The organism is Croceicoccus naphthovorans (assembly GCF_001028705.1).
Lineage (GTDB): Bacteria > Pseudomonadota > Alphaproteobacteria > Sphingomonadales > Sphingomonadaceae > Croceicoccus > Croceicoccus naphthovorans.
On record NZ_CP011770.1, the window covers coordinates 1,127,599 to 1,150,968 of the forward strand.

General features: G+C 61.9%; 31 protein-coding genes. 25 read left to right on the forward strand and 6 right to left on the reverse strand.

Annotated features, from left to right (window positions below; all coding sequences use genetic code 11):
* The first annotated feature begins 90 nt into the window (after positions 1 to 90).
* From rpsJ to AB433_RS05785, 21 genes are all read left to right on the forward strand, one after another.
* Positions 91 to 402: a 30S ribosomal protein S10 gene (gene rpsJ, locus AB433_RS05685; protein ID WP_047820271.1), complete on the forward strand. Its 312-nt coding sequence runs from the start codon at positions 91 to 93 to the stop codon at positions 400 to 402.
* 185 nt (positions 403 to 587) lie between these two features.
* A complete protein-coding gene (gene rplC, locus AB433_RS05690) occupies positions 588 to 1,445 on the forward strand; it encodes a 50S ribosomal protein L3 (protein WP_047820272.1) in 858 nt (285 codons plus the stop codon).
* Positions 1,446 to 1,448: 3 nt separating this feature from the next.
* Positions 1,449 to 2,072: a 50S ribosomal protein L4 gene (gene rplD, locus AB433_RS05695; protein ID WP_047820273.1), complete on the forward strand. Its 624-nt coding sequence runs from the start codon at positions 1,449 to 1,451 to the stop codon at positions 2,070 to 2,072.
* Positions 2,065 to 2,373, forward strand: a complete 309-nt coding sequence (locus tag AB433_RS05700; RefSeq protein ID WP_047820274.1) for a 50S ribosomal protein L23 — start codon at positions 2,065 to 2,067, stop codon at positions 2,371 to 2,373. The genes rplD and AB433_RS05700 overlap by 8 nt, the downstream gene beginning before the upstream one ends.
* Before the next feature lie 12 nt (positions 2,374 to 2,385).
* Positions 2,386 to 3,222 (forward strand): 50S ribosomal protein L2, encoded by an 837-nt coding sequence (gene rplB / locus AB433_RS05705; RefSeq protein ID WP_047820275.1) that lies wholly within the window; start codon positions 2,386 to 2,388, stop codon positions 3,220 to 3,222.
* A gap of 6 nt (positions 3,223 to 3,228) precedes the next feature.
* Entirely contained in the window at positions 3,229 to 3,504 is a 276-nt protein-coding gene (gene rpsS, locus AB433_RS05710; RefSeq protein WP_047820276.1) for a 30S ribosomal protein S19, read from the forward strand.
* On the forward strand, positions 3,504 to 3,881 hold the full coding sequence (gene rplV / locus AB433_RS05715; RefSeq protein ID WP_047820277.1) for a 50S ribosomal protein L22: 378 nt from the start codon (positions 3,504 to 3,506) through the stop codon (positions 3,879 to 3,881). Before rpsS ends, rplV begins: the two co-directional genes overlap by 1 nt.
* A 2-nt stretch (positions 3,882 to 3,883) precedes the next feature.
* Positions 3,884 to 4,579 carry a 30S ribosomal protein S3 gene (rpsC, locus tag AB433_RS05720; RefSeq protein ID WP_047820278.1) on the forward strand — a complete coding sequence of 232 codons (696 nt, stop codon included), beginning with the start codon at positions 3,884 to 3,886 and terminating at the stop codon, positions 4,577 to 4,579.
* A 15-nt stretch (positions 4,580 to 4,594) separates the two neighbouring features.
* Positions 4,595 to 5,029, forward strand: a complete 435-nt coding sequence (rplP, locus tag AB433_RS05725) for a 50S ribosomal protein L16 (RefSeq protein ID WP_047820279.1) — start codon at positions 4,595 to 4,597, stop codon at positions 5,027 to 5,029.
* Positions 5,026 to 5,229 (forward strand): 50S ribosomal protein L29, encoded by a 204-nt coding sequence (rpmC, locus tag AB433_RS05730; RefSeq protein ID WP_047820280.1) that lies wholly within the window; start codon positions 5,026 to 5,028, stop codon positions 5,227 to 5,229. The genes rplP and rpmC overlap by 4 nt, the downstream gene beginning before the upstream one ends.
* Before the next feature lie 10 nt (positions 5,230 to 5,239).
* On the forward strand, positions 5,240 to 5,521 hold the full coding sequence (rpsQ, locus tag AB433_RS05735) for a 30S ribosomal protein S17 (RefSeq protein ID WP_047820281.1): 282 nt from the start codon (positions 5,240 to 5,242) through the stop codon (positions 5,519 to 5,521).
* Positions 5,522 to 5,582: 61 nt separating this feature from the next.
* On the forward strand, positions 5,583 to 5,951 hold the full coding sequence (rplN, locus tag AB433_RS05740) for a 50S ribosomal protein L14 (protein ID WP_047820282.1): 369 nt from the start codon (positions 5,583 to 5,585) through the stop codon (positions 5,949 to 5,951).
* On the forward strand, positions 5,951 to 6,271 hold the full coding sequence (rplX, locus tag AB433_RS05745; protein ID WP_047820283.1) for a 50S ribosomal protein L24: 321 nt from the start codon (positions 5,951 to 5,953) through the stop codon (positions 6,269 to 6,271). The genes rplN and rplX overlap by 1 nt, the downstream gene beginning before the upstream one ends.
* A complete protein-coding gene (gene rplE / locus AB433_RS05750; RefSeq protein WP_047820284.1) occupies positions 6,264 to 6,842 on the forward strand; it encodes a 50S ribosomal protein L5 in 579 nt (192 codons plus the stop codon). The genes rplX and rplE overlap by 8 nt, the downstream gene beginning before the upstream one ends.
* A gap of 26 nt (positions 6,843 to 6,868) precedes the next feature.
* On the forward strand, positions 6,869 to 7,174 hold the full coding sequence (gene rpsN / locus AB433_RS05755; RefSeq protein ID WP_047820285.1) for a 30S ribosomal protein S14: 306 nt from the start codon (positions 6,869 to 6,871) through the stop codon (positions 7,172 to 7,174).
* Positions 7,175 to 7,185: 11 nt separating this feature from the next.
* The gene (gene rpsH, locus AB433_RS05760; protein WP_047820286.1) at positions 7,186 to 7,581 is read left to right on the forward strand and encodes a 30S ribosomal protein S8; all 396 of its coding nucleotides are present in this window, start codon (positions 7,186 to 7,188) and stop codon (positions 7,579 to 7,581) included.
* Positions 7,581 to 8,114, forward strand: coding sequence for a 50S ribosomal protein L6 (rplF, locus tag AB433_RS05765; RefSeq protein ID WP_047820287.1), 534 nt, complete (start codon positions 7,581 to 7,583; stop codon positions 8,112 to 8,114). The genes rpsH and rplF overlap by 1 nt, the downstream gene beginning before the upstream one ends.
* A gap of 1 nt (position 8,115) precedes the next feature.
* Entirely contained in the window at positions 8,116 to 8,460 is a 345-nt protein-coding gene (gene rplR, locus AB433_RS05770) for a 50S ribosomal protein L18 (RefSeq protein WP_047820288.1), read from the forward strand.
* Positions 8,460 to 9,263, forward strand: a complete 804-nt coding sequence (rpsE, locus tag AB433_RS05775; protein WP_082134808.1) for a 30S ribosomal protein S5 — start codon at positions 8,460 to 8,462, stop codon at positions 9,261 to 9,263. Before rplR ends, rpsE begins: the two co-directional genes overlap by 1 nt.
* Positions 9,264 to 9,269: 6 nt before the next feature.
* On the forward strand, positions 9,270 to 9,455 hold the full coding sequence (gene rpmD, locus AB433_RS05780; RefSeq protein ID WP_047820289.1) for a 50S ribosomal protein L30: 186 nt from the start codon (positions 9,270 to 9,272) through the stop codon (positions 9,453 to 9,455).
* Positions 9,456 to 9,564: 109 nt separating this feature from the next.
* Positions 9,565 to 10,404, forward strand: a complete 840-nt coding sequence (locus AB433_RS05785; protein ID WP_053059010.1) for an XdhC family protein — start codon at positions 9,565 to 9,567, stop codon at positions 10,402 to 10,404.
* 5 nt (positions 10,405 to 10,409) lie between these two features.
* On the opposite strand, the gene AB433_RS05790 is transcribed toward AB433_RS05785, so the two are convergent.
* On the reverse strand, positions 10,410 to 11,012 hold the full coding sequence (locus tag AB433_RS05790) for a nucleotidyltransferase family protein (RefSeq protein WP_047820290.1): 603 nt from the start codon (positions 11,010 to 11,012) through the stop codon (positions 10,410 to 10,412).
* Between the two features lie 141 nt (positions 11,013 to 11,153).
* Between AB433_RS05790 and AB433_RS05795 the strand changes: the two genes are divergently transcribed.
* Positions 11,154 to 12,374, forward strand: coding sequence for an MFS transporter (locus AB433_RS05795; RefSeq protein WP_047823431.1), 1,221 nt, complete (start codon positions 11,154 to 11,156; stop codon positions 12,372 to 12,374).
* On the opposite strand, the gene AB433_RS05800 is transcribed toward AB433_RS05795, so the two are convergent.
* Complete coding sequence (locus AB433_RS05800; RefSeq protein WP_047820291.1) at positions 12,371 to 14,341, reverse strand: tetratricopeptide repeat-containing sulfotransferase family protein; 1,971 nt, start codon at positions 14,339 to 14,341, stop codon at positions 12,371 to 12,373. The two genes, AB433_RS05795 and AB433_RS05800, sit on opposite strands and share 4 nt — an antisense overlap.
* An 86-nt stretch (positions 14,342 to 14,427) precedes the next feature.
* On the reverse strand, positions 14,428 to 17,058 hold the full coding sequence (locus tag AB433_RS05805; RefSeq protein WP_047823433.1) for a TonB-dependent receptor: 2,631 nt from the start codon (positions 17,056 to 17,058) through the stop codon (positions 14,428 to 14,430).
* Between the two features lie 489 nt (positions 17,059 to 17,547).
* On the opposite strand from AB433_RS05805, the gene AB433_RS05810 reads away from it, so the two are divergent.
* The gene (locus AB433_RS05810; protein WP_047820292.1) at positions 17,548 to 19,089 is read left to right on the forward strand and encodes a BCCT family transporter; all 1,542 of its coding nucleotides are present in this window, start codon (positions 17,548 to 17,550) and stop codon (positions 19,087 to 19,089) included.
* A gap of 88 nt (positions 19,090 to 19,177) precedes the next feature.
* On the opposite strand, the gene AB433_RS05815 is transcribed toward AB433_RS05810, so the two are convergent.
* From AB433_RS05815 to AB433_RS05825, 3 genes are all read right to left on the reverse strand, one after another.
* Positions 19,178 to 19,753: a Ros/MucR family transcriptional regulator gene (locus tag AB433_RS05815; protein WP_082134810.1), complete on the reverse strand. Its 576-nt coding sequence runs from the start codon at positions 19,751 to 19,753 to the stop codon at positions 19,178 to 19,180.
* Between the two features lie 139 nt (positions 19,754 to 19,892).
* Positions 19,893 to 21,017 (reverse strand): SGNH/GDSL hydrolase family protein, encoded by a 1,125-nt coding sequence (locus AB433_RS05820; protein WP_156170689.1) that lies wholly within the window; start codon positions 21,015 to 21,017, stop codon positions 19,893 to 19,895.
* On the reverse strand, positions 21,001 to 21,189 hold the full coding sequence (locus tag AB433_RS05825; protein ID WP_047820294.1) for a hypothetical protein: 189 nt from the start codon (positions 21,187 to 21,189) through the stop codon (positions 21,001 to 21,003). Before AB433_RS05825 ends, AB433_RS05820 begins: the two co-directional genes overlap by 17 nt.
* 193 nt (positions 21,190 to 21,382) lie before the next feature.
* Here AB433_RS05825 and rplO point away from each other — a divergent pair, with 193 nt between their 5' ends.
* Positions 21,383 to 21,865: a 50S ribosomal protein L15 gene (gene rplO / locus AB433_RS05830; RefSeq protein ID WP_047820295.1), complete on the forward strand. Its 483-nt coding sequence runs from the start codon at positions 21,383 to 21,385 to the stop codon at positions 21,863 to 21,865.
* 128 nt (positions 21,866 to 21,993) lie between these two features.
* Entirely contained in the window at positions 21,994 to 23,358 is a 1,365-nt protein-coding gene (gene secY / locus AB433_RS05835) for a preprotein translocase subunit SecY (protein WP_047820296.1), read from the forward strand.
* The last annotated feature ends 12 nt before the right edge of the window (positions 23,359 to 23,370 follow it).

Below are 23,370 nucleotides of genomic sequence, written 5' to 3' on the forward strand. Positions count from 1 at the left end.
AGACCGCGATGGTGAGGCGGGGCGGTTCTTTCTTTTTTGGGAAAAGGGCGGTTGCCCCGATCCCGTGGCTCTTTCGCATCGGTATTGGAAATGGAAGCTCAGAATATCCGCATTCGCCTCAAGGCGTTTGACCATCGCGTGCTCGACCAGGCTACTGGCGAGATCGCGGAAACCGCTCGCCGCACTGGCGCGCTGATCCGGGGCCCCATTCCGCTGCCGACGCGTATCGAGAAGTTCACCGTGAACCGCGGTCCGCACATCGACAAGAAGTCGCGGGAGCAGTTCGAGGTTCGTACTTACAAGCGGTTGCTCGACATCGTGCAGCCCAATGCCGCCACCGTGGACGCGCTGATGAAGCTCGACCTCGCCGCTGGCGTCAACGTGGAGATCAAGCTGGCTTGATCTCTGCTGGCCTGAGATGGCCGCAGACTTAGAGATACCGCCGGAGTTCGCTCCGGGCTGCGTCTCCCGTCTCGCTTCTCCCGCAAGGGATTTGCACTTTCAGCCCGGACGGGGCGACGCATGACAATCAGGGCTGGCAAGCACCGTGGGATGGTCCCTGGGTGCCTCTGTGAGGAGATTGGATCATGCGCACTGGCGTGATCGCGAAGAAAGTCGGGATGACCCGCCTGTTCCAGGAGGATGGCCGGCATGTGCCCGTCACCGTTCTGGCGTTGGAAGATTGCCAGGTCGTTTCGCACCGCACCATGGACCGCGACGGATACGTCGCCGTTCAGCTTGGCGCGGGTGAAGCGAAGCTGAAGAACGTCGCCAAGCCGCAGCGCGAGCATTTCGCCAAGGCTGAAGTGACCCCCAAGATGAAGGTTGCCGAATTCCGCCTTGAAGGCGAAGACGGTCTGCCGCCGGTCGGTGCCACGATCAGCGCGGAACACTTCCTTGCGGGTCAGAAGGTCGACATCACCGGTCACACGCAGGGCAAGGGCTTCGCCGGCGCCATGAAGCGCTGGGGCTTCGGCGGTCTGCGCGCCACGCACGGCGTTTCGCTGTCGCACCGTTCGCACGGTTCGACGGGTAACCGCCAGGATCCGGGCAAGGTCTTCAAGAACAAGAAGATGGCCGGTCACATGGGTGATCGTCAGCGTACGCAGCAGAACCTCGAAATCGTGCGCACCGACGCCGATCGCGGCCTGATCTTCGTCAAGGGCTCGGTCCCCGGTGCGAAGAACTCGTGGCTGGTCGTTACCGATGCCGTGAAGCTCGTCGCTCCCGAAGGTCTGCCGTTCCCGGCCGCCCTGCTTGAGAAGAAGAGCACGCAGCCCGAGCACGAGGAAGCGCCCGCCGGCATGGTCGAGAGCGCTGCCGAGCACGAAGTGCAGCCGGAAGTTTCCGCCGAACAGCAGGCCGAACTGCTGAAGGAACAGGAAGCCGGTGCCGACACCGAAACCAACGCTACCGACGGTAGCGATGAGAACAAGGAGGGCTGATCCGTGAAGGTGAAGGTCCAGAAACTCGACGGTAAGGCGTCGGGCGACATCGAGCTGAACGACGACGTCTTCGGTCTCGAACCGCGTGCGGACATCCTGCATCGCGTCGTCACCTGGCAGCTGTGGAACCGTCGCGGCACTGCCCGCCCGACGCGTGAGCGTTCGGACGTTGCGCGCACCGGCAAGAAGTGGGGTCGCCAGAAGGGCGGCGGCACGGCTCGTCACGGTGACCGTGCGGCCCCCGTCTTCATCGGTGGTGGTAAGGCTCACGGTGCACGCAAGCGCGATTTCGATATCTCGCTGAACAAGAAGGTCCGTGCGCTCGGTCTGAAGATGGCGCTGTCGAGCAAGGCGAAGGACGGTCTCGTGATCGTCGACTCGCTGGAGCTCAAGGAAGCCAAGACCAAGACGCTGAAGGCGCAGCTCGAAAAGGCTGGCTTGGGCGGCAAGGTCCTCGTGATCGATGGTGAGAGCGTCAACGACGGTTTCGCCAAGGCTGCGGGCAACCTGCCGGGCGTGAACGTCCTGCCGGCCGTGGGCGCGAACGTCTACGACATCCTGAAGCACGACACGCTGGTCCTCACCAAGGACGCGGTCGAGAAGCTGGAGGCCCGGTTCAATGGCTAAGGCGAAAGAAATCGACATCCGTCACTATGACGTGATTGTCGCCCCGCACATCACCGAAAAGGCGACTCTCCTGTCGGAGAACAACGCCGTGGTGTTCAAGGTCGCCGAAACCGCGACCAAGCCGCAGATCAAGGAAGCCGTCGAAGCTTTGTTCGACGTCAAGGTCACCGGCGTGAACACCCTCGTCCAGAAGGGCAAGGTGAAGCGCTGGAAGGGTAAGCCCTACAAGCGCGTCGACGTGAAGAAGGCGATCGTGACGCTGGCCGAAGGCCAGTCCATCGACGTCACCAGCGGTATCTGAGGCTAGGAAATCATGGCACTCAAGAACTACAAACCGACATCGCCCGCACGCCGCGGCTTGGTGCTGGTCGACAAGACGGGGCTCTACAAGGGCAAGCCCGTCAAGTCGCTCACCGAAGGCAAGCGCAAGACCGGCGGTCGCAACAACAAGGGCCACGTGACATCGCGCGGCATCGGCGGCGGTCACAAGCAGAAGTACCGCTACATCGACTTCAAGCGCCGCAAGTGGGATGTTCCCGCGACGGTAGAGCGTCTTGAATACGATCCGAACCGCACTGCGTTCATCGCCCTCGTCAAGTACGAGGATGGCGAGCAGGCCTACATCATCGCGCCGCAGCGCCTTGCAGTCGGTGACACGATCATCGCTGCCGAGAAGGCTGACACCAAGCCGGGCAACGCGATGCTGCTGAGCCAGATGCCGGTCGGCACGATCGCTCACAACCTCGAGATGAAGCCTGGCAAGGGTGCGCAGATCGCGCGTTCGGCCGGTACGTACGCCCAGATCGTCGGTCGCGACCGCGGCATGGTCATCGTGCGTCTCTCTTCGGGTGAGCAGCGTTACCTGCGCGGCGATTGCATGGGCACCGTCGGTGCCGTGTCGAACCCCGACAACAGCAACCAGACGCTGGCCAAGGCCGGTCGTCGTCGCTGGATGGGCAAGCGTCCGCTGACCCGCGGTGTCGCGAAGAACCCGGTCGATCACCCGCACGGTGGTGGTGAAGGCCGCACCTCGGGCGGCCGTCATCCGGTTACCCCGTGGGGCAAGCCGACCAAGGGCGCTCGCACGCGCAACAACAAGCAGACGGACAAGATGATCATCCGTTCGCGTCATGCCAAGAAGAAGAGGTAAGCGGTAATGGCTCGTTCGCTCCGCAAGGGTCCGTTTGTCGACCTCCACCTGCTGAAGAAAGCCGAATCCGCGCAGGATTCCGGTGGCCGCGCCCCGATCAAGACCTGGTCGCGCCGCTCCACCATCCTGCCGCAGTTCGTCGGCCTGACGTTCAGCGTCTACAATGGCCAGAAGCACATTCCCGTGTCCGTCAACGAGGACATGGTCGGCCACAAGCTTGGCGAATTCGCGCCGACCCGTTCTTTCCCGGGTCACGCCGCCGACAAGAAGGGCAAGCGCTGATGAGCAAGGACAAGGCACCCCGCCGCGTTGCCGACAACGAGGCTCTGGCCGTTGGGACCACGATCCGTGGTTCGGCGCAGAAGCTGAACCTCGTCGCCGGTCTGATCCGCGGCAAGAAGGCAGAGGAAGCGATGAACATCCTCGCTTTCTCGAAGCGCGCCATGGCTGTCGACGCACGCAAGGTTCTCGCCAGCGCGATCGCCAATGCCGAGAACAACCACAACCTGGACGTCGATGCGCTTGTCGTGGCGGAAGCCTCGGTCGGCAAGTCGATCACCATGAAGCGGTTCCACACCCGTGGCCGCGGCAAGTCCACGCGCATCCTCAAGCCGTTCAGCCGGCTGCGGATCGTCGTGCGCGAAGTTGAGGAGGCCTGATCATGGGTCATAAATCCAATCCGATCGGCCTGCGCCTGCAGATCAACCGCACCTGGGACAGCCGCTGGTACGCCGAAGGGCGCGACTATGCCGGTCTGCTCAAGGAAGACATCGAGATCCGCAAGTACATCGTCGACACGCTGCCGCAGGCCGCGATTTCGAAGGTGGTGATCGAACGTCCGGCCAAGCTGTGCCGCATTTCGATCTATGCTGCGCGTCCCGGTGTCATCATCGGCAAGAAGGGCGCAGACATCGAGAAGCTGCGTTCGAAGCTGGCCAAGATGACTGACAGCGAAGTGAAGCTGAACATCGTCGAAATCCGCAAGCCGGAAATCGACGCCAAGCTCGTCGCTCAGGGCATCGCCGATCAGCTGGTTCGCCGCGTTGCGTTCCGCCGTGCGATGAAGCGCGCCGTTCAGTCCGCCCTGCGTCTGGGTGCCGAAGGCATCAAGATCACCTGCGGCGGCCGTCTCGGCGGTGCGGAAATCGCCCGCGTCGAGTGGTACCGCGAAGGCCGCGTGCCGCTTCACACGCTGCGCGCCAACGTCGATTACGCAGAAGCCGAAGCGCTGACCGCGTACGGCATCATCGGCATCAAGTGCTGGATCTTCAAGGGTGAGATCATGGCGCACGATCCGATGGCGCAGGACCGTCTGATGATGGAGGCCCAGACCTCCGGCGTGCGACCCGCGCGCTGAGGCTAGGACAGAGCAATGCTGCAACCGAAGAAAACCAAGTTCCGCAAGGCGTTCAAGGGCAAGATCCATGGCGATGCCAAGGGCGGCACCTCGCTCAACTTTGGCTCGTACGGGCTGAAGGCGATGGAGCCGGAACGTGTCACCGCGCGCCAGATCGAGGCCGCACGTCGTGCGATCACCCGCCACATCCGCCGTCAGGGCCGTCTGTGGATCCGCGTGTTCCCCGACGTTCCGGTTTCGAAGAAGCCTGCCGAAGTCCGTCAGGGTAAGGGCAAGGGTTCGGTCGAATACTGGGCTGCCCGCGTGAAGCCGGGTCGTATCCTGTTCGAACTGGACGGCGTTCCGGGCCCGCTCGCTGCAGAGGCGTTCAGCCGCGCGGCGATGAAGCTGCCGATCAAGACCAAGGTTGTCGCCCGCCTCGGCGACAGCTCGCACCTGGGAGGTGAATGATGGCACAAGCTGAAGACCTTCGCGCCAAGAGCGACGATCAGCTGACCGCTGACCTGACCGACCTCAAGCGCGAGCAGTTCAACCTGCGCTTCCAGGCCGCGACGAACCAGATCGAGCGTCCCGCTCGCATCAAGGAAGTCCGCCGCCAGATCGCGCGCATCAAGACGTTGCAGGGCGAACGCGCCCGCACGGCGAAGTAAGGACAAGACCATGCCCAAGCGTATCCTGATCGGGACCGTGGTCTCGGACAAGACCGACAAGACCGTCGTGGTGAAGGTCGAGCGCAAGGTGAAGCACCCGCTGTACGGGAAGATCATCCGCCGTTCGAAGAAGTACCACGCGCACGATGCGGACAACACGTTCCGCACCGGCGAAAAGGTTCGCATCGAGGAGGTCGCCCCGATCTCCAAGCTGAAGACGTGGAAGGTTCTCGACCGCGTCGGTGGCCAGGCAGACATCGCTGTTGAGGCGAACCTCGAAGCCGAAGCCTGAGACTGATTTTGGAACTCCCGGGCGATTGTCCCGGAAAGCCGAGTGAGAAGGAAACGGATCTATGATCCAGATGCAATCAAACCTTGACGTTGCTGATAACAGCGGCGCCAAGCGCGTCCAGTGCATCAAGGTGCTGGGCGGATCGAAGCGCCGTACGGCGGGCGTGGGCGACGTGATCGTCGTCTCCGTCAAGGAGGCGCAGCCGCGCGCCAAGGTCAAGAAGGGCGACGTCCACCGCGCGGTGATCGTCCGCACCAAGAAGGACGTGCGCCGTCCCGATGGCAGCGTGATCCGTTTTGACAGCAACGCTGCCGTGCTGGTGAACAAGAGCGAGGAGCCGATCGGCACCCGTATCTTCGGCCCTGTGGTCCGCGAACTGCGCGGCAAGGGCTTCATGAAGATCATCTCGCTTGCTCCGGAGGTGCTGTGATGGCTGCCGCGAAGATCAAGAAGGGTGACAGCGTCGTCGTGCTGTCGGGCAAGGACAAGGGCAAGACCGGTACGGTCACCCAGGTTCTGCCCAAGGCCGGCAAGGTCGTGGTCGATGGCGTGAACGTTGCTACCCGCCACCGCAAGCCCACCCAGGTGAACCCGCAGGGCGGCATCGAACGCAATCCTGCACCGATGGCGATCAGCAAGGTCGCCGTTGCCGATCCCAAGGATGGCAAGCCCACCCGCGTCCGCATTGAAGAGCGTGACGGCAAGAAGGTGCGCGTTGCCGTCAAGTCCGGGGAGAAGATCGATGGCTGATTACACACCGCGCCTGAAGGACAAGTACGAAGCCGAAATCGTAAAGGCGATGACCGAGAAGTTCGGTTACGCCAACCCGATGATGGTCCCGAAGCTGGAAAAGATCACGCTCAACATGGGCGTTGGCGAAGCCAGCCAGGACAAGAAGAAGGTCCAGACCGCTGCGGCGGAAATGGAGCTGATCGCCGGCCAGAAGCCCGTGATCACCAAGGCGAAGAAGTCGATCGCGCAATTCAAGCTGCGTGAAGGCATGCCGATCGGTTGCAAGGTTACCCTGCGCCGCGACCGCATGTTCGAGTTTCTCGACCGCCTGGTCACCATCGCGATGCCCCGCATCCGCGACTTCCGTGGCCTGAATCCGAAGTCGTTCGACGGCCGCGGCAATTATGCCATGGGCCTGAAGGAGCAGATCATCTTCCCAGAGATCAGCTACGACCAGATCGACAAGGTGCGTGGCATGGACATCATCGTCACCACCACCGCGAAGACCGACGAAGAAGCGCGCGAACTGCTGCGCCTGTTCGGTTTCCCGTTCCCGGCTGAAGAGTCGGAACAGAAGGAAGCGGCGTGAGCCGCTGAGGAAGAGAGCTTAAGTCCATGGCGAAACTGAGTTCCGTGAACAAGAACGAGCGTCGCAAGAAGCTCGTCAAGAAGTATGCGTCGCAGTACGCAAAGCTGAAGGCGATCGCCGACGATGAAAGCGTCGACGATAGCGATCGCTGGATCGCGCGTCTGAAGCTGGCCGAGATTCCCCGCAACGGGAACCCGACCCGCGTCCGCAACCGCTGCAACACCACCGGCCGCCCCCGCGGTTATTATCGCAAGTTCGGCCTTTGCCGCATCGAGCTGCGCGATCTTGCCAACAAGGGCATGATCCCGGGCGTGACCAAGTCGAGCTGGTGAGGATCTGATAGATGGCTATGACCGATCCCGTGGGTGACATGCTCACCCGTATCCGCAACGGCCAGCGTGCGAAGAAGGACTCCGTCCTGTCGCCCGCCAGCAAGCTGCGTGCAAACGTGCTCGAGGTTCTTCAGCGTGAAGGCTACATCCGTGGCTACAGCGAAGACGCGAGCGGCAAGCACCCCGCGCTGCGGATCGAACTGAAGTATTTCGAGGGCGAACCCGCTATCAAGCACGTCGCCCGCGTCTCCAAGCCCGGCCGCCGCGTCTACTCGGGTTCGAAAGAACTGCCGAGCATCCGTAACGGTCTTGGCATCACCATCGTCTCGACGCCCAAGGGCGTGCTCTCGGATGCCGAGGCACGTGCCGAAAACGTCGGCGGCGAAGTGCTGGCGGAGGTGTTCTGATGAGCCGCATCGGCAAAAAGCCGGTCGCGATCCCAAGTGGCGTGACCGCCTCGATCGAGGGCGATACCCTGTCGGTAAAGGGCCCCAAGGGCTCCCTGACGATGGGCCTGTCGGATCTCGTGTCCTATAAGGTCGAGGATGAAACCATCGCGGTGACTCCGGCGAACGACACCAAGGCCGCGCGCAGCCACTGGGGCATGCAGCGGACGCTGGTCTCGAACCTCGTCGAGGGTGTGACCCAGGGCTATTCCAAGGTTCTGGAAATCACCGGCGTCGGCTATCGTGCGCAGGCTTCGGGCAAGAAGCTCAAGCTTCAGCTCGGCTATTCGCACGACGTCGATCTCGATGTGCCGGAAGGCCTTGAGGTGAAGACGCCCGACCAGACCACCGTGGAAATCTCTGGCATCGACAAGCAGGCCGTTGGCCAGTTTGCCGCAGAGGTTCGCCGCTGGCGCAAGCCCGAACCCTATAAGGGCAAGGGTATCAAGTACCGCGGCGAGTACATCTTCCGCAAGGAAGGGAAGAAGAAGTAAGATGGCAAAGCTTTCCCTTTTCGAACGCCGTCGTCGCCGGGTCCGCACTGCGCTCCGCGCCCGTGCGGGCGGCAAGCCCCGCCTGTCGGTGCACCGCACCGGCAAGCACATCTATGCGCAGGTTATCGACGATGCCGCCGGCAAGACCGTTGCCGCCGCCAGCACGCTGGGCGCAAAGAGTTCGGGTGCGAATGTCGATGCCGCGCAGCAGGTCGGCAAGGACATCGCCGCCGCTGCCAAGAAGGCCGGCGTCACCACTGTCGTTTTCGATCGCGGCGGTTTCCTGTTCCATGGTCGCGTCAAGGCGCTGGCCGACGCCGCTCGTGAAGGCGGGCTGGAGTTCTGATGATGGCTGACGAAAACAACACCGAGAACACCGAAACCCCCGTCGTCGACAACGCGGGTTCGACCCCGACGCCGACCGTGGCGAGCACCGAAGCGGCCGACAACCAGTCGACCGCCGCTGGCGATCCGTCGCAGCCGCGCGAAGATCAGGGACGCGAAGGTCGTGGCGGTCGCGGTCGTGGCCGTGGCGGTAACGATCGCGGCGAACGCGGTGAGCGTCGTGGCCGCGGTCGTCGTGACGACCGTCGCGGCAACCGTGACGACGATGGTGAGGAGCTGATCGAGAAGCTCGTCCACATCAACCGCGTTTCGAAGACGGTTAAGGGCGGTAAGCGCTTTGGCTTCGCCGCGCTGGTCGTTGTTGGTGACGGCAAGGGCCGCGTCGGCTTCGGACACGGCAAGGCCCGCGAAGTGCCCGAGGCGATCAACAAGGCCACTGCTTCTGCCAAGAAGAAGATGGTTCGCGTTCCGCTGAAGGAAGGCCGCACCCTGCACCATGACGGCAAGGGCCGTTTCGGTGCCGGCAAGGTCAACGTCCGCACGGCGCCTCCGGGTACCGGCATCATCGCGGGCGGCCCGATGCGCGCCGTCTTCGAATCGCTGGGCGTTGCCGACGTCGTGACCAAGTCGGTCGGGACTTCGAACCCCTACAACATGATCCGCGCCACTTTCGACGCTCTGACCAACCAGACTTCGCCGAAGTCGGTGGCGCAGCGTCGTGGCAAGAAGGTCGCCGACCTTCTGGGCCGTGGCGGCGCGAGCGAGGCCGAGGCGGAAGCCGACGCCGCAGCCCTGGTGGAGTAAGCTATCATGGCAAAGGCAAAGACCATCAAGATCAAGCAGATCGGTTCGCCGATCCGTCGCCCGGAAAGCCAGAAGAAGATCCTGGTCGGCCTGGGCCTTGGCAAGATGCACCGCGTCGTGGAAGTGCAGGACACTCCCGAAGTGCGCGGCGCCATCGCCAAGCTGCCGCACATGGTGGAAGTCGTCGACTGACGATTGCCGCAGTGCTAGCGAACAAGAACCCCGGCAGTCTCTGTCGGGGTTTTTGTTTTGGAATCTCTGGTTTTGGACGAGCCCCTCATTCGTTTTCGGTAAGGTTGGTATGAGCCACGACGCGCAGTGCATGGATGACGATCACGCAGCCCTGCGCGCGGCTGCCGATGGCGCGGCGCTATGCACCATCGTCAACATCGACGGCAGTTTTTCGCGGCGCGTCGGGGCACAACTGGCGATCAGGCCTGATGGTACCGTTGTCGGAAGCTTGTCCGACGGATGTCTGGAGCAGCAACTGGTCGCGGACGTTGCGGCGGCGTCTGGACCATCGGTCCGGCGTTATGGCAAGGGATCGGCCTTGATTGATTTCCGGCTGCCTTGCGGGGGAGGGCTCGACATCCTGATCGATCCATCACCTGACCGGGCAGCATGCCGGGACACTGTGGCCTTGCTCGATTGTCGCGAGCCGGCGGGTTTGGCGTTACCCGAAAATATCTATCTGCCGACGCGTCGCTACCTGCCAGCGCTTCGCATCCATGCGTTCGGGGTCGATCCCGAACTGTCGGCGCTCGATCGTTTGGCGCTGGTCATGAATGTGCCGATGGTCTGCATGCGGCCAGAGTCGCTCTCGCTTGGCCAAGCACCCGATATGGCATCGCCTGATCGCTGGACGGCAACGATCCTGTTGTTCCACGATCATGAGTGGGAAGGCGCTATCTTGCATCACGCCTTGCGCGGCGGCAGCTTTTACGTCGGTGCCCAAGGCGGGGCGAAGGCGCGCGAGGACCGTTTGTCGCGGCTACGCGCCGCTGGTGTCGCCGAAGAGGATCTTGCCCGGATCAGGGGGCCGGTGGGTGTTACGCCATCGGCCCGGACACCGAATGCCTTGGCCCTGTCGGTGTTGAGCGAGATCGTGTTCGAATACGACCGTATCCATCCGCATTTTTAGTGCACTTAGTCGCGTCCCAGCGATTTGCGAGCTATGGCGAGATCGCGTTCATTATCGATATCGAGCAGACAGGTGCCGCTGCATTCGACCGTGGCGGCCTGCTGAAGGAGGTCGCGGGCCCCTTCATCGCCCGTCGACCTCGCCAATTCGTCGAAATGATGAGAACCGAAGACGGCCGGTGGCATGCGCGCATCTCCGTCAGTCGATGCGGCGATGGCTGTCTGGCCTAACGCGACGGCCTTGGCGATTACATCGATAAAGTGGCCCGCCGGGACGAGGGGCATGTCGGCAAGCGCGATTAGCAGGAAATCGCACCGGGCCTGTTGGGCAAGATGAGCGGCAATGGCGACCGAGCTGCCCATTCCGGTATCCGCGCATTCGTTTACGGCGATCGCAAACTTGGCCGCTTCCCACGCTTCTCTGCACGGATGCGTTTGGCTTGCAGTCACGATCCATCGTTCGGCGAAGTCGAGATCGGCGAGCAGGTAGGCAACATGCTGACCCAGCATTCGACCGTTGAGAGCGGTCGTCAGCTTGTCGGCATCTCCGAAACGCCGAGAGGCACCAGCGGCCAGAATCGCCGCGCCGATGCGGACCTGTTTGGTCATGCTGCGGATTGGATGCACGGGATCATTGGGCGGGCATGGCTTACCAGGCCGCTTTTGTCGATCCGCGCTGCCGCCCAAGTGGCGTGGATGCACCGGCCCACCACACTGGAAATTGGGCGGGCCATCGGCGATAGAGGCGCGATGCTGACGGCGATCTATCCGGTGCGCAGCCTGTTGCTGGCGATTTTCCTGCTGATGCTCGGTAACGGATTCGTGGCGACGCTGCTCAGCATCCGGCTCGAAAGCGCGAATGCTTCGGCCCCGGTGATCGGGGTGATGGCCGCGGCCTACTTTGCCGGGCTCATGCTGGGGTCGTTGCGGATTTCGCCGGTCATCGCTCGCGTCGGGCACATCCGCGCCTTTGCTGCTGTCGTTTCGCTCTTGTCGGCTTCGACGCTGGCCTATTCGCTTTATATGCATCCGGCGTTCTGGATGGTGCTGCGCCTGATCGACGGTTTGTGCGTGGCGGGGGTGTTCGTCTGCCTTGAAAGCTGGCTGAACCAGCGGGCGGAGAGCCTGACGCGCGGGACAATCCTCGCGGCCTATATGATCGCGCTCTATTCGGGGCAGGCGGCGGGGCAGTTCCTGTTGAACATGGGCGGTTCGCTGATGCTGCCCTTCGTGATTTCCTCCATCCTCGTGACCCTGTCGGCGATCCCCGTGTTGCTGACCCGGATCGAAGGGCCGCAGACGGGCACGCCGGAGACGCTGTCGCTGCGTTTGTTATACAGCGCCTCGCCCCTCGGTATGGTGGGTGTCGGCACGACGGGCTTGATCCTTGGCGCGTTTTACGGGCTGGGTCCGGTCTATGCCAGCAGGCTTGGGCTCGACCTGAAGGGCGTCAGCGTGTTCATGAGCTGCGTGATTGCGGGCGGAGTCGTCTTGCAAGGGCCGCTGGGGCACCTGTCGGATCGGTTCGACCGGCGGCGGGTGATCGTCTTTGTGCTGATGTGCGGATTGGCCGCCAGCTTGGCGCTTGGCGCTCTGGGCGGCACGGCCTTGTTGCCGGTGTTCGGTGCGCTGTTCGGGGGGCTGGCGTTTGCGCTCTATCCGCTCTGCGTCGCGCATACCAACGACCGCCTGACCAGCGATCAGCGGCTGAGTGCCAGTGGCGGGCTGATCCTCGTCTATTCGATCGGCGCGGTGGCGGGACCGCTGGGCGGAGCGGTCGCCATGTCCGCGTTCGGCGCGGCGGGGCTGTTCTGGTTTGTCGGCGGGGCGCTTGCGCTGGCGCTGGTCTTTGCGGTGTGGCGACAGGCCCGGACAGAGGCGGTGGACGATGCCCTGCAACAACCGTTCCAGCCCCTGCCGCGCACGACCACGATGACCGCGCCGCTGGAACCTGCCTCAGACGAGGTTTAGCTGACCAGTTGCGGTCCCAGTGCGGCCTTCAATTCATCCAGCCACGGTTCGAACGGCTTCCACGCGTCGACGCCGCTGCGATTGATCGGGCGGCGGACTTGCTCCGAACTGGCGGTCCGCACCGCGCGGTCGGTCTTGTGGAAATCGAGGCACGCCTGTTCGAACGGCAGTCCCAGATAGTCCAGCATCCGCCGCACCTGACCTTCCAGATCGTCGAGCACGTCTTCATGCTGCACGTGAAGGATGCGGTTCGGCAACACGCGATCCCAATGTTCCATCAGATCCACATAGTCGCGGTAATAGCGCCCGATGTCGGACAGGCCGTAAGTGAATTCCTGCCCCTCTGCGAACAGTTGCTTGAAGCCGGAAAAGCAGCAGTCCATCGCGTTGCGGCGCGCGTCGATGATCTTTGCATTGGGCAGGATCAGGTGGATCAGCCCGATGTGGCGAAAATTGTTCGGCATCTTGTCGATGAAGAACGGCGCACCCTGACGATGAATGCGGGTGTTGGCGATATATTCCTGTCCGAACTGGCTGAGCTGCTGCGGCGTCAGGCGGTGCAGGACTTGGGGATACTCGCTGGCCCCCGCACGCCGCCCGCGCAGTCGATGGGCGAGCGAGAGAATGTCGGGCAATTCCAGCGTGCCGTCGACCATGCTGTGCGAAGCGAGAATCTGTTCGAGCAGCGTTGACCCCGCACGCGGCAGGCCCACGATGAAGATCGGATCGGGTGCGGCATGGCCTTCGACCTCGTGCGCGGCGAACAGGTCTGGCGTGCAGACCGATTTCTGCCGTTCCAGTTCCTCTGCCATGCGATCCGCGTCATATCCGGACTGGCGGCGCTTCAGATCGTTGCCTTCTGCGTAGTGGCGGAACGCGTCTTCGTATTCGCCGCGATCCTCGCAGGCCTTGGCCAGCGCGAACGACGTATGCACCCGGTCCATGAACGCGATGTCGCCACGCGCCAGCGTTTCGCGCATCGTCGCCATCTCGGCATCGTCGAAGCGATAGGTCTTCAGGTTGGCCAGCGCATACCACGCATCGCCCAACGTCGGCGCGCTCTGCGTCGCGGCGCGATAGGATGCGATTGCCTCGTCCTGCAAACCGCGCGTTTTCAGTGCATGCCCGCGCGAGGTGAGGGTAGCGGGATCGTTCGGCAGGCGCTGCAGAATACGGTCGAACAGGTCGAAGGCCCCGTCATAATCGCCGGTCTGCATCCGCTCTATCGCAAGGTGAGACTGGAACAGCGGGTTGCCGGGATCGCGCGCGTGCAGCGCTTCCGCCTCTTCGCGGGCGCGGGCGAACTTCTGCCGCTTTCGCAGCGCCTGAATGTAGTCGAGCCGCAGCGTCACGTCGTCGGGCGCGAAGGCGACGGCGCTTTCCAGCAGGAATTCCGCGTCGTCGACAATGCCAAGCTCTCTCGCAATGCGGGCCAAGAGGCGCATCGCCTCGGTATGTTTGGGATAGCGGCGCAGGAAGTGGCGGCAGATTTCCTCCGCCCGCAGCAAGCGCCCTTCGTAAAGATGGTTCGCCACCGCGGCCAGTTCGCGGGGCAGGGCCTTCAGCCGCTCGGCCTCTGCCCGTGCGCCTTGCGCTTCGCCGGGGCGGCCGGCCTCAACCAACTGATCGGCCAGCGCGCGCCATCCAGCCTCTAGCGCAGGGTTAAACCGGCAAGCGCGGCGATAGGCGTCGATCGCGGCATCGCGCCGACCCATCGCGCGATTTAGGTGGCCCTGTTCCTGCCATCCGCGGCCATATTCGGGCCGTGCGGCGTTCAGCCGTTCCAGCCAACCTTGCGCCGCGTCGAACCGGTTCAGATAGCGGCAGGCCACTGCGGCCAGATAGAGCGCGTCGGCATGGTCCGGTTCTGCGGCCAGCACCGCCTCTGCCGCCGCCAGCCCGTCGGCAAAGCGGCTTTCGCGAAGCGCGTCCTGTCCGGCGCGCAGCTGGGCATCGTGATCGGCCATCGTGCGTCCTTCGTTTGCCAGAAGCGCAAAGCGGCGGGCAAGGGCTCTGATCGCCCGCCCGCCGCCGTTACGCCGTTATGGCTGCCTTAGTAGTCGAACTTTACCCGCAGGCCGACCGTCAGCGGGCGGTTAGTCGTGATGCGCGGCACGTCGAAGTTGAAGTTGCCCGCAACTTCAGCGCGCGTATCGGTCAGGTTTTCACCGAACAGTTCCGCCGACCACATGTCCGCAGTAACGCCCGCCGTCATAGAGAACGTCGTGTAGCTATCCAGCTTCAGCTTGTTGATCTCGATGATGTCGGTGTACTTCGAACCCGAATGGTTCACCTGCGGCATGATGTGCGCGGTCAGGCTGTCGGACAGGTCCCATTCGTAACGGACACGCAGATTGCCCTGAAACTCCGGCGCATAGGCCAGCGATTCGCCTTCAATCACGTCGTTCGTCGGGATCAGCACCTCGGTAATCTTGGTGTCGAGGAACGAGAATGCACCCGTCACCGTCAGGCCCGGTGCGGCATAGGGTGCGACGGTAAAGTCGCCTTCCACGCCATAGATACGGGCATCCGCCGCGTTGTCCGAATAGACCAGGTTGACGATGTTCGGATCGAAGATCGAGGTCTGCAACCGCGAGATATCGACATAGAACGCGCTGCCGTTCAGGCGCAGCTGACGGTCCATCAGCTCGGTCTTCCAGCCGATTTCGTAATTGGTGACTTCGTCGGTCTCCAGCTCGTAAGGCACGACATAGTCGCCGGGCCCCTGCGTGCCGCCTGGGCGGTTCAGCAGGCCGGGGCGGAAGCCCTCGGAATAGGTCGCGTAGAACAGCAGGTCCTCTGTCGGCGTGAAGGTCAGCGTGCCCTTGAAGATCACGCCGCTGGCCGTTGCCTTGTCGGGATTGCCGAATTCATTGTCCGGTCCATAGAGCAGCGACAGGTTACCGCCGCCGCAGCCGGGGATGTTGACCTGGTCTTCGACCGGAACGCCCGCGTTGGCGCCGAAAATCGGCGAATTCAGCTTGCAGAACGCGCTGGTCGCCGCGCCTTCCAGATCGACCTCTACGTCATAGTACCGCGCGCCGCCGGTGATGGTCAGCACGTCGGGCACGATGTCGAACGAAGCTTCGCCGAAGATGCCCCATTGCTTGTCGGTTCGCTTTACGTCGTTGCGAAAGCCTGCCCCTTCGGGCAGCGGGCCGGGATCGCTGAAGTACCCGGGGAAGGCGCGGCCAGTCGTGCCGGTGACCTCTGTGTTAGTGAACGGATAGATCGGCGCGAAACCGCGCGTTACGCCATCGGCGCCGCGCACCATTTCCGACGCGTAGAAATAGTCGTTCCGTTCTTTCAGCGTCAGGTCCGAATAGAACCCGCCAACCGTTGCCCGCACGCGCAGGTCCTGCGGCGTGGAGAAGCGCAGTTCCTGCGTAAACACGGTCGTGTCGCTGTTCGAACTGACCGACAGGTTGGGTGCATAGCAAGTCGGATCGGCAGGGGCGACGTCGACCGAACCCGGATAGGCCACCGCCGTGTCGCACATGTAGTACGGAATGTACTGACCGACGAAGAGATAGTCGGAATAGCCGACGTTCTGCTGCGTCTCACGATCGGTATAGGCACCGGTGTACAGCAATTCCAGCGCGCCGATGCGGCCTTCGACGGTCCAGCTGGTATTCGAGAAATCGTCTTCCAGACGATCGTCCGAAAAGCGCTGGATTTCCAGATCGTCCAGCCCGTCCAGTTCGGGATCGGCAAAGAACACGCCGTCCGATTCAAGGCTCTGCCGCATATGAGAAACGGTGACGGTCCAGTCGTTGTTGACTTCAAACAGTGCCGATGCGCGGAAGCCCGCGTATTGCGTGTCGTTGAAGTTGTCTTCGACCAGACGCGCGTTGTCGGCCTCGATAAAGGTCACCTCGCTGTCGATATAGGCAAGGTCTTCCGGCGAAGACTGGAATCCCGCGCGGCCACTGCTGACCGGCACGCCGTTGTAACGGACGGTGCCTTCTTCGCGGAAACGCGCGCTGTCGCGCATCGACCGGGTGCCTTGCACATTGTCGATATAGCCGCCCTGATCGTCGAGAAAGACGACGCCGCGCAGTGCGATCCGGTCAGTGACCGGCATGTTGAGCATCAGTTCGCCCTTGTAACTCGTCTCGCCGCCCTTGGTGAACGACGTTTCGGCCTTGGCCTTTGCGGCAAAGCCCGACAGGCTGGGCTTGTTGGTGATCAGGCGAACGACGCCGGCCTGCGACGATGCGCCGAACAGCGTGCCCTGCGGCCCGCCCAGCACCTCGATCCGTTCAAGATCGGCGGCATAGACATCAAGGTTGCGGCCCGGCTGCGCGAGCGGCTGTTCGTCAAGATACAGCGCGACGTTGGGCGCAAGGCCCGCGACGCCGGCGGTAGTCAGGTTCGGCGTGGTAGAGGCAAGGCCGCGAATATAGATCGTGCTCTGCCCCGGGCCGCTGGCACCGGCGGTAACGCTGGGCAGCTGGTCGAGGTAATCGCCGAAAGTATCGACGCCGAGGTTGTCCAGTTCATCCTCACCCAGCGCGTTCACCGAAATCGCCACGTCCTGCAGGCTTTCGGTGCGCTTCGTCGCGGTGACGACGATCTCGTTCAATCCGCCCTGTCGCGGTGCGACGGCTTCCTGCGCGACCGCCGGACCGGCAATAGCAACCGCCAGCGCGCCGACCGACGCGCCATAACTTAACTTCAACACAATTAGGTCCCCTGCTTGCTTTCGATGTTCCACCTGCGCGTTTTGCCTCGCGCGCAGAAACGGTGCCATTACGAAATCGTAATGAAACGATTCGAATTGCTTCTGAATCTAGTAGCGTCTTGCGCAGATTCATTGAGATTCGTGTCCGAACGGCGCGGCGCTTGCACGATTTGCAGACAGGTTTCAACAGTCGATGTGATCGAAACGTCGCGCAGTGTGACTGTGAGACAGCAATCCTTGCGAAACCCCAGAATTGCTCATAAGAGATCTGAGATATATTATATTCTTTCGAAAAGTCGGAAATGCGTGAAGTATGCATGATTATATTATTTGAATCGTCGGTATTTTACTTTGATGGTGATGTAGATCCTGCGCATCCGGCTCTTCCTGTGCAAGAGCGCGCAGGGCTTGGTTTTGATCGTTACCGGTTTGCCGTCGGGGCGGGGCGACGGGCAGGGCCGGGAATTAGTGATGGGGAGCAACCTGTAGTTGGCAACGCAAGTACCCGGTTCCGGAACGGGCTTTAATCCGACCGTATTCTATGGCTCGATCGGTTTGATCGCGGCGCTGCTCTCGCTTGCGCTGGTCAATCATGAGGATGCGGAGGCAGCGTTCGGTGCGATTCAGCGGTTCGCCACGGTGAATTTCGGCTGGTTCCTGATCCTTACGGTGAACCTGCTGCTCTTTACCTGCGCCTATATCGCGATCAGCCGTTATGGCACGGTCCGCCTGGGCGGAAAGGGCGCAAAGCCCGAATTCACCCGCCCGGCATGGTTCGCCATGCTGTTCAGCGCGGGGATGGGCATCGGCCTGTTGTTCTATGGCGTGGCCGAACCGGTCATGCATTTCTCCAACCCGCCGCTGTCGCAGTTTTCCACCCCCAACGTCGACACGACCCGCCAACTGGCGAGTAATGCGCAACATGCGATGGGGCTGACGTATTTGCACTGGGGCCTGCACGCCTGGGCAATCTATGTGATTATCGCGCTGGGGCTGGGCTATGTCGCGTTCAATCGCGGCAAGACGCTCAGCATCGGATCCTTCCTTAGCGAGCTTTGGCCCGCCATGCCGAAGATCGCCATCGATCTGGTCGACATCCTTGCCATCGTCGCCACCGTTTGCGGTGTGGCGACATCGCTGGGGTTCGGCGCATCGCAGATCAATGCGGGGCTGACGTTCCTGTTCGGCACCGGCGATACGCTGACCGCCAAGATGGTGATCATCGCCTTCGTGACCAGCCTTGCCACCCTGTCGGTCGCACTGGGCCTGACAAAGGGAATCAAGCTGCTTTCACAGGCAAACATGGCGCTGGCAATCGGGCTGGCCCTGTTCCTGTTGATCGCAGGGCCGACGGTGTTCCTGCTCGATTCCTTTATTCAGAACCTTGGCTATTACGCGCAGCGGTTCATTTATCTTTCGACATGGACCGAAAGCTACACCGGCGGGAAATGGCAGATCGACTGGACGATCTTCTATTACGCGTGGTGGATCAGTTGGTCGCCCTTCGTCGGCATTTTCATCGCGCGCATTTCCTATGGACGCACAATCCGTGAATTCATCCTTGGCACATTACTGGTGCCGGTTCTGTTCACGTTCCTTTGGATGACGATCTTCGGCGACAGCGCGCTGTATATCGAGCTGTTCGGAGAAGGCGGCATTGCCAAGGCGGCGGCGGACAGCTTGCCCAATGCGCTGTTCGCGTTCCTGCAGCATTATCCGCTGACTTCGCTTCTGTCGGGCGCAGCCGTGATTATTGTAGCGACGTTCTTCGTTACTTCGGCCGATAGCGGGGCGCTGGTCGTGGCGATGATCGCATCAGGAGGTGATCACGAGGCGGGATTCATTCCGCGCGTGACGTGGGCTATTGCGATGGGCGTTTTGGCCGCAGGGCTTTTGTTTGTTGGCGGGCTAAGCGCCTTGCAGACGGCGGCCATCGTTACCGGGCTGCCGTTTGCGATCGTGCTGCTGATTATGGCGGCGGGCACGGTGCGGTTGATTCACCGCGACTTGTATCCGGAAGGCGAGGGCTAAACTCTTTCGTCGAAGCCCGGCGCCAAACAAAAAGGCCCCCTTCGCGATAAAGGGGGCCTTTTTCGTTTCAGGACTGTGTCGCCGCGCGTTATTCGGCGGCGGCTTTCTTAGCAGGCGCGCGCTTGCGCGGTGCGGCCTTTTTCGCGGCAGGCTTCGCAGTCGTCTTCTTAGGGGCCGCTGCTGTCTTCGGCGCAGCTGCCTTCTTCGGCGCAGATGCCTTCTTCGGAGCGGCAGCCTTTTTGGGTGCTGCCTTGGTCGCCGCGGGCTTGCGGCCCAGACCGATCTTCTTGGCCAGTTCACGACGCTTTTCCGCGTAGTTGGGGGCAACCATCGGATAATCGGCAGGCAGGTTCCAGCGCTTGCGATAGTCTTCCGGCGTCATGTTGTAATGCGTCATCAAGTGACGCTTCAGCATTTTCAGCTTCTTACCGTCTTCAAGACAAACGATATAGTCCGGCTTTATTGATGCGCGCACGGAAACAGCCGGTTCGGGCGGCGCTTCTTCGGCCACCGTTTGGCCAAGGCCGGACAGCGTGCTGTAAACACTGCTGATCAGGGATGATACATCGCCGATGTCGACCGAATTGTTGCTGACGTGCGCAGCAACGATGTCCGAGGTCAACGTAATCAGCGTTTCGGAAGTGGGGGAGGTATCTTGTTCCACGAATGCCTCTCTATTTTGAAATTCTCACGGATTGGAAAAAATCATGATCAGATATCCTTTAATGTACATTTAAAATATCTGCAACGGCCCGGGAGTGCGGGACTGGAATCGCCTAAACCGAAAGCATGTCGTAGTACTATTAGAACGCTTGAATGATTTGCCGTAATTTCGTCGCGCCGTATTCTCCGTAAAGCCTATGACCGGCCGGAATCGGATGCGGGCCGTTGTTCGTGCCATCGAAAATCACGTCGCGGGTTTCCGGTGTGACCCAACCCGTTACATCGACGGTATAAGTGCCCGAGACACTATTGGCGGCGGAAAAAATCGCATCGCGGCAAGCGGTAAGGTCTTCGCCATAGCCATAGTAACTGGAGAACGGACCGAAGACGAAAATGACCATATCGGGCGCACCATCTCGCAATACTTCGAAATAGTGTCTTGCCGCTTCTTCCAGCGCTGCGGGTTCATGGCGTCCGCAGTCGTTGATGCCGCCCGCGATTACGGCGACATCCGGCGGTCCACCATTCACGGCCTCCAGTACGTCTTCCGGGCGGTCGGCAAAATTCAGCTTTTCATCCAGACGCTGCAAATATCCGGTGCCTCCGACGGCCGCCAGAATGGGATCGTGCCAACCAAGCATGGAGGCCATCCATGCCCCCCACGATCGGGTGACGTGGCCGGCCCCAGTACCTTCCGTGACGGAATCGCCGATAAAGACTGCGGTCGGTCCTTCGAACGCAGGGGGTGATCCCAGTGCTTCACCCGACGGAAGCCTGAGACCGCTGTAGATCATCGCGCTGCCGCGCAGAGTAATCCTGCGATCTTGCGCAGAGGGCGGCATGACCACGCGGGTATATCGCCGCTTTCCCGTCTGTTGGGCGAGGAAGTCCAGAGCGCTTGTCGAGGTTTCGGCCCCGTCGACAGAAAGAAATACCCCACTGGCGAGTCCGGAATCGCGGGTGACGACTTCGAATTCGGACTGGCCGCCGGGCAACACGAAGTCGATCCCGGTCAGGGATCCGCGCCGCTGGTTCGAAAATCCGTTGGCGTCGAACATCGGCGCGTACAGGGTCTTTGCTTGCGGAAAGAGATACCCCTGGGCCCAGCTGTCGACGGGTGTGGCGGTCCGCCCGCCCAAGACGATCACGCGCGAATCGTCGCTGGGTATGACGACACCGTCGGCAAAGGCGCTTGCGAACCCGGCGCTGATCTGGACAGTGACCGGATCGAACTGCAATTCGCCCTTCTCAAGGGCTTGCTGCAATCACGTGATCGCGGCGCTTGTTGGTGTCGGCGTCGCGGTGGGTGTCGGGCTGGGCGACGGCGTCGGTGTTGCCACGATCGGGCAGGCGCGTCGCTGTCAGAGCCACCACCTCCGCAGGCCTGAAGAGAAAAAGCGACAGGCCGGCAAGCAAAACGGATCCGTAGCGCAGCATTTCGATCCCCCCATGAAATATCCGCAACGCATTGGATTATCGGAGTAACCCCGACAAGGTTCGGTCACAAGCCCCGCCAAGAAATTCGGCCGCATTATCGGGGGGTCGACAAGCATGGCGCGATCCCCTAATGCGCGCGCTTTCCGGGCCGGGTGGCCCACCAACGCGAACCAAAGCGAAAGCGAGTGTTGCTATGAAACTTACAGATATCCGTGACAACGAAGGTGCCCGCCATCGCCGCATGCGCGTGGGCCGTGGCATCGGTTCGGGCAAGGGCAAGACTTCTGGCCGTGGTCAGAAGGGCCAGAAGAGCCGTTCGGGCGTTGCCGTAAAGGGCTTCGAAGGCGGCCAGATGCCGCTCCACATGCGCCTGCCGAAGCGCGGCTTCAACAACCCGTTCGGCAAGGACTATGCGCAGGTCAACCTGGGCATGATCCAGAAGTTCATCGACGCAGGCAAGCTGGATACCAAGAACGTCATCGACCACGAAGCGCTGCAGGCCGCCGGCCTTGCGCGCGGTGGCAAGGACGGTGTCCGTCTGCTCGGCAAGGGCGAACTGACCACCAAGGCGAGCTTCAAGGTCGCCGGCGTGTCGAAGGGCGCGCGCGAGGCGGTGGAGAAGCTGGGCGGTTCGGTCGAAACGACCGCGCCCGCCAAGGCCGAAGCCGCCGAATAATCGGGACAAGGAACGGGCGAGGGTGGTTGCATCCTCGCCCGTGACCTATATGGCCTGTTCCTGACCGGCAGGCGGCCCATGCGTCGCCATTCCAGCCGGACGATCCGCAAGGCTTTAGATACAAGACCATGGCATCACGCGCCGACAATATTGCGAGCAACATGTCCCTTGCCAATTTCGGCAAGGCGACGGAGCTTAAGCAGCGCATCTGGTTCACGCTGGGTGCGCTTATCGTTTTCCGGTTCCTGAGCTTCGTTCCGCTTCCCGGCGTGAACCCGCTGATCCTTCAGGATCTCTACGCGCAGACGCGTGGCGGCGTGCTCGACCTGTTCAACACATTCTCGGGCGGCAGCCTTGAGCGGATGAGTCTCATCGCGCTCGGCATCATGCCCTATATCACGGCATCTATCGTCGTTCAGCTTGGTGCGGCGCTGCACCCCTCGCTCGCCGCCTTGAAAAAGGAAGGCGAAAGCGGGCGCAAGAAGCTGAACCAGTATACCCGGTACGGCACTGTCGGCCTGACCGCGGTGCAGGGATATTTCCTTGCGGTCGGCCTTGAAACCTTTTCAGCGTCGAGCGGCCTTCACGCGGTTGTCGTGCCGGGCCTGATGTTCCGCATCGGCGCGGTGATCAGCCTTGTCGGCGGCACGATGTTCCTGCTGTGGCTGGGCGAACAGATCACGTCGCGCGGCATCGGCAACGGCGTTTCGCTGATCATCATGGCGGGCATCATCGCCCAGTTCCCGACCGTAACGGCACAGCTGTTCGAAGGTGGCCGCTCGGGCTCGATCTCGCCGTTCCTGATCTTTGCGTTTCTTGCGGTGATCGTTCTGCTGATCCTCTTCATCTCGTTCATGGAGCGTGCGCAGCGCCGGTTGCTGATCCAGTATCCCAAGCGCGCCAGCCAGCGCGGCATGATGCAGGCGGATCGTTCGCACCTGCCGCTGAAGATCAACACCGCGGGCGTTATCCCGCCGATCTTCGCGTCGTCACTGCTTCTGCTGCCGCTGACGATCACGCAATTCGCGCAGAACTCGATCAGCACCGATAGTGCGGTCGGCGGCGCGCTGGTTACGTTGAACCAGTATCTTCAGCATGGTCAGCCGATTTATCTGACGCTTTACGCCATTGGCATCGTGTTCTTCGCATTCTTCTACACCGCGGTTGTCTTTAACCCGGAAGAAACGGCGGATAACCTGAAGAAGAACGGCGGTTTCATCCCCGGTATCCGTCCGGGCAAGCGCACCGCCGATTACCTCGATTACGTTCTGACGCGCATCACCGTGATCGGTGCGGCCTATCTGGCGCTGGTCTGCGTTCTGCCGGAATGGGTCATCGCCCAGACGGGCCTGCCGTTCTTCCTTGGCGGCACCAGCCTGCTGATCGTCGTGAACGTCACCGTCGATACGATCGCCCAGATTCAAAGCCACCTGCTGGCGCACCAGTATGGCGATCTTATCAAAAAGGCTAAGTTGAAGGGGCGGCTGCGCTGATTTACCGCGGCA

Bases quoted from the DNA above. Each gene is read 5' to 3' on its own strand.
- rplE (WP_047820284.1), top strand. From the start codon at position 6,264: ATGGCTGATTACACACCGCGCCTGAAGGACAAGTACGAAGCCGAAATC.
- rpsE (WP_082134808.1), top strand. From the start codon at position 8,460: ATGATGGCTGACGAAAACAACACCGAGAACACCGAAACCCCCGTCGTC.
- AB433_RS05825 (WP_047820294.1), bottom strand. From the start codon at position 21,189: ATGCTGCGCTACGGATCCGTTTTGCTTGCCGGCCTGTCGCTTTTTCTC.
- rplR (WP_047820288.1), top strand. From the start codon at position 8,116: ATGGCAAAGCTTTCCCTTTTCGAACGCCGTCGTCGCCGGGTCCGCACT.
- rpmD (WP_047820289.1), top strand. From the start codon at position 9,270: ATGGCAAAGGCAAAGACCATCAAGATCAAGCAGATCGGTTCGCCGATC.
- rplB (WP_047820275.1), top strand. From the start codon at position 2,386: ATGGCACTCAAGAACTACAAACCGACATCGCCCGCACGCCGCGGCTTG.
- AB433_RS05700 (WP_047820274.1), top strand. From the start codon at position 2,065: ATGGCTAAGGCGAAAGAAATCGACATCCGTCACTATGACGTGATTGTC.
- rpsN (WP_047820285.1), top strand. From the start codon at position 6,869: ATGGCGAAACTGAGTTCCGTGAACAAGAACGAGCGTCGCAAGAAGCTC.
- rplP (WP_047820279.1), top strand. From the start codon at position 4,595: ATGCTGCAACCGAAGAAAACCAAGTTCCGCAAGGCGTTCAAGGGCAAG.
- rpmC (WP_047820280.1), top strand. From the start codon at position 5,026: ATGATGGCACAAGCTGAAGACCTTCGCGCCAAGAGCGACGATCAGCTG.
- AB433_RS05785 (WP_053059010.1), top strand. From the start codon at position 9,565: ATGAGCCACGACGCGCAGTGCATGGATGACGATCACGCAGCCCTGCGC.
- rplX (WP_047820283.1), top strand. From the start codon at position 5,951: ATGGCTGCCGCGAAGATCAAGAAGGGTGACAGCGTCGTCGTGCTGTCG.
- rplC (WP_047820272.1), top strand. From the start codon at position 588: ATGCGCACTGGCGTGATCGCGAAGAAAGTCGGGATGACCCGCCTGTTC.
- AB433_RS05790 (WP_047820290.1), bottom strand. From the start codon at position 11,012: ATGACCAAACAGGTCCGCATCGGCGCGGCGATTCTGGCCGCTGGTGCC.
- rpsC (WP_047820278.1), top strand. From the start codon at position 3,884: ATGGGTCATAAATCCAATCCGATCGGCCTGCGCCTGCAGATCAACCGC.
- secY (WP_047820296.1), top strand. From the start codon at position 21,994: ATGGCATCACGCGCCGACAATATTGCGAGCAACATGTCCCTTGCCAAT.
- AB433_RS05800 (WP_047820291.1), bottom strand. From the start codon at position 14,341: ATGGCCGATCACGATGCCCAGCTGCGCGCCGGACAGGACGCGCTTCGC.
- rpsJ (WP_047820271.1), top strand. From the start codon at position 91: ATGGAAGCTCAGAATATCCGCATTCGCCTCAAGGCGTTTGACCATCGC.
- rpsH (WP_047820286.1), top strand. From the start codon at position 7,186: ATGGCTATGACCGATCCCGTGGGTGACATGCTCACCCGTATCCGCAAC.
- rpsQ (WP_047820281.1), top strand. From the start codon at position 5,240: ATGCCCAAGCGTATCCTGATCGGGACCGTGGTCTCGGACAAGACCGAC.
- rplV (WP_047820277.1), top strand. From the start codon at position 3,504: ATGAGCAAGGACAAGGCACCCCGCCGCGTTGCCGACAACGAGGCTCTG.
- rpsS (WP_047820276.1), top strand. From the start codon at position 3,229: ATGGCTCGTTCGCTCCGCAAGGGTCCGTTTGTCGACCTCCACCTGCTG.
- rplF (WP_047820287.1), top strand. From the start codon at position 7,581: ATGAGCCGCATCGGCAAAAAGCCGGTCGCGATCCCAAGTGGCGTGACC.
- rplN (WP_047820282.1), top strand. From the start codon at position 5,583: ATGATCCAGATGCAATCAAACCTTGACGTTGCTGATAACAGCGGCGCC.
- rplO (WP_047820295.1), top strand. From the start codon at position 21,383: ATGAAACTTACAGATATCCGTGACAACGAAGGTGCCCGCCATCGCCGC.
- AB433_RS05795 (WP_047823431.1), top strand. From the start codon at position 11,154: ATGCTGACGGCGATCTATCCGGTGCGCAGCCTGTTGCTGGCGATTTTC.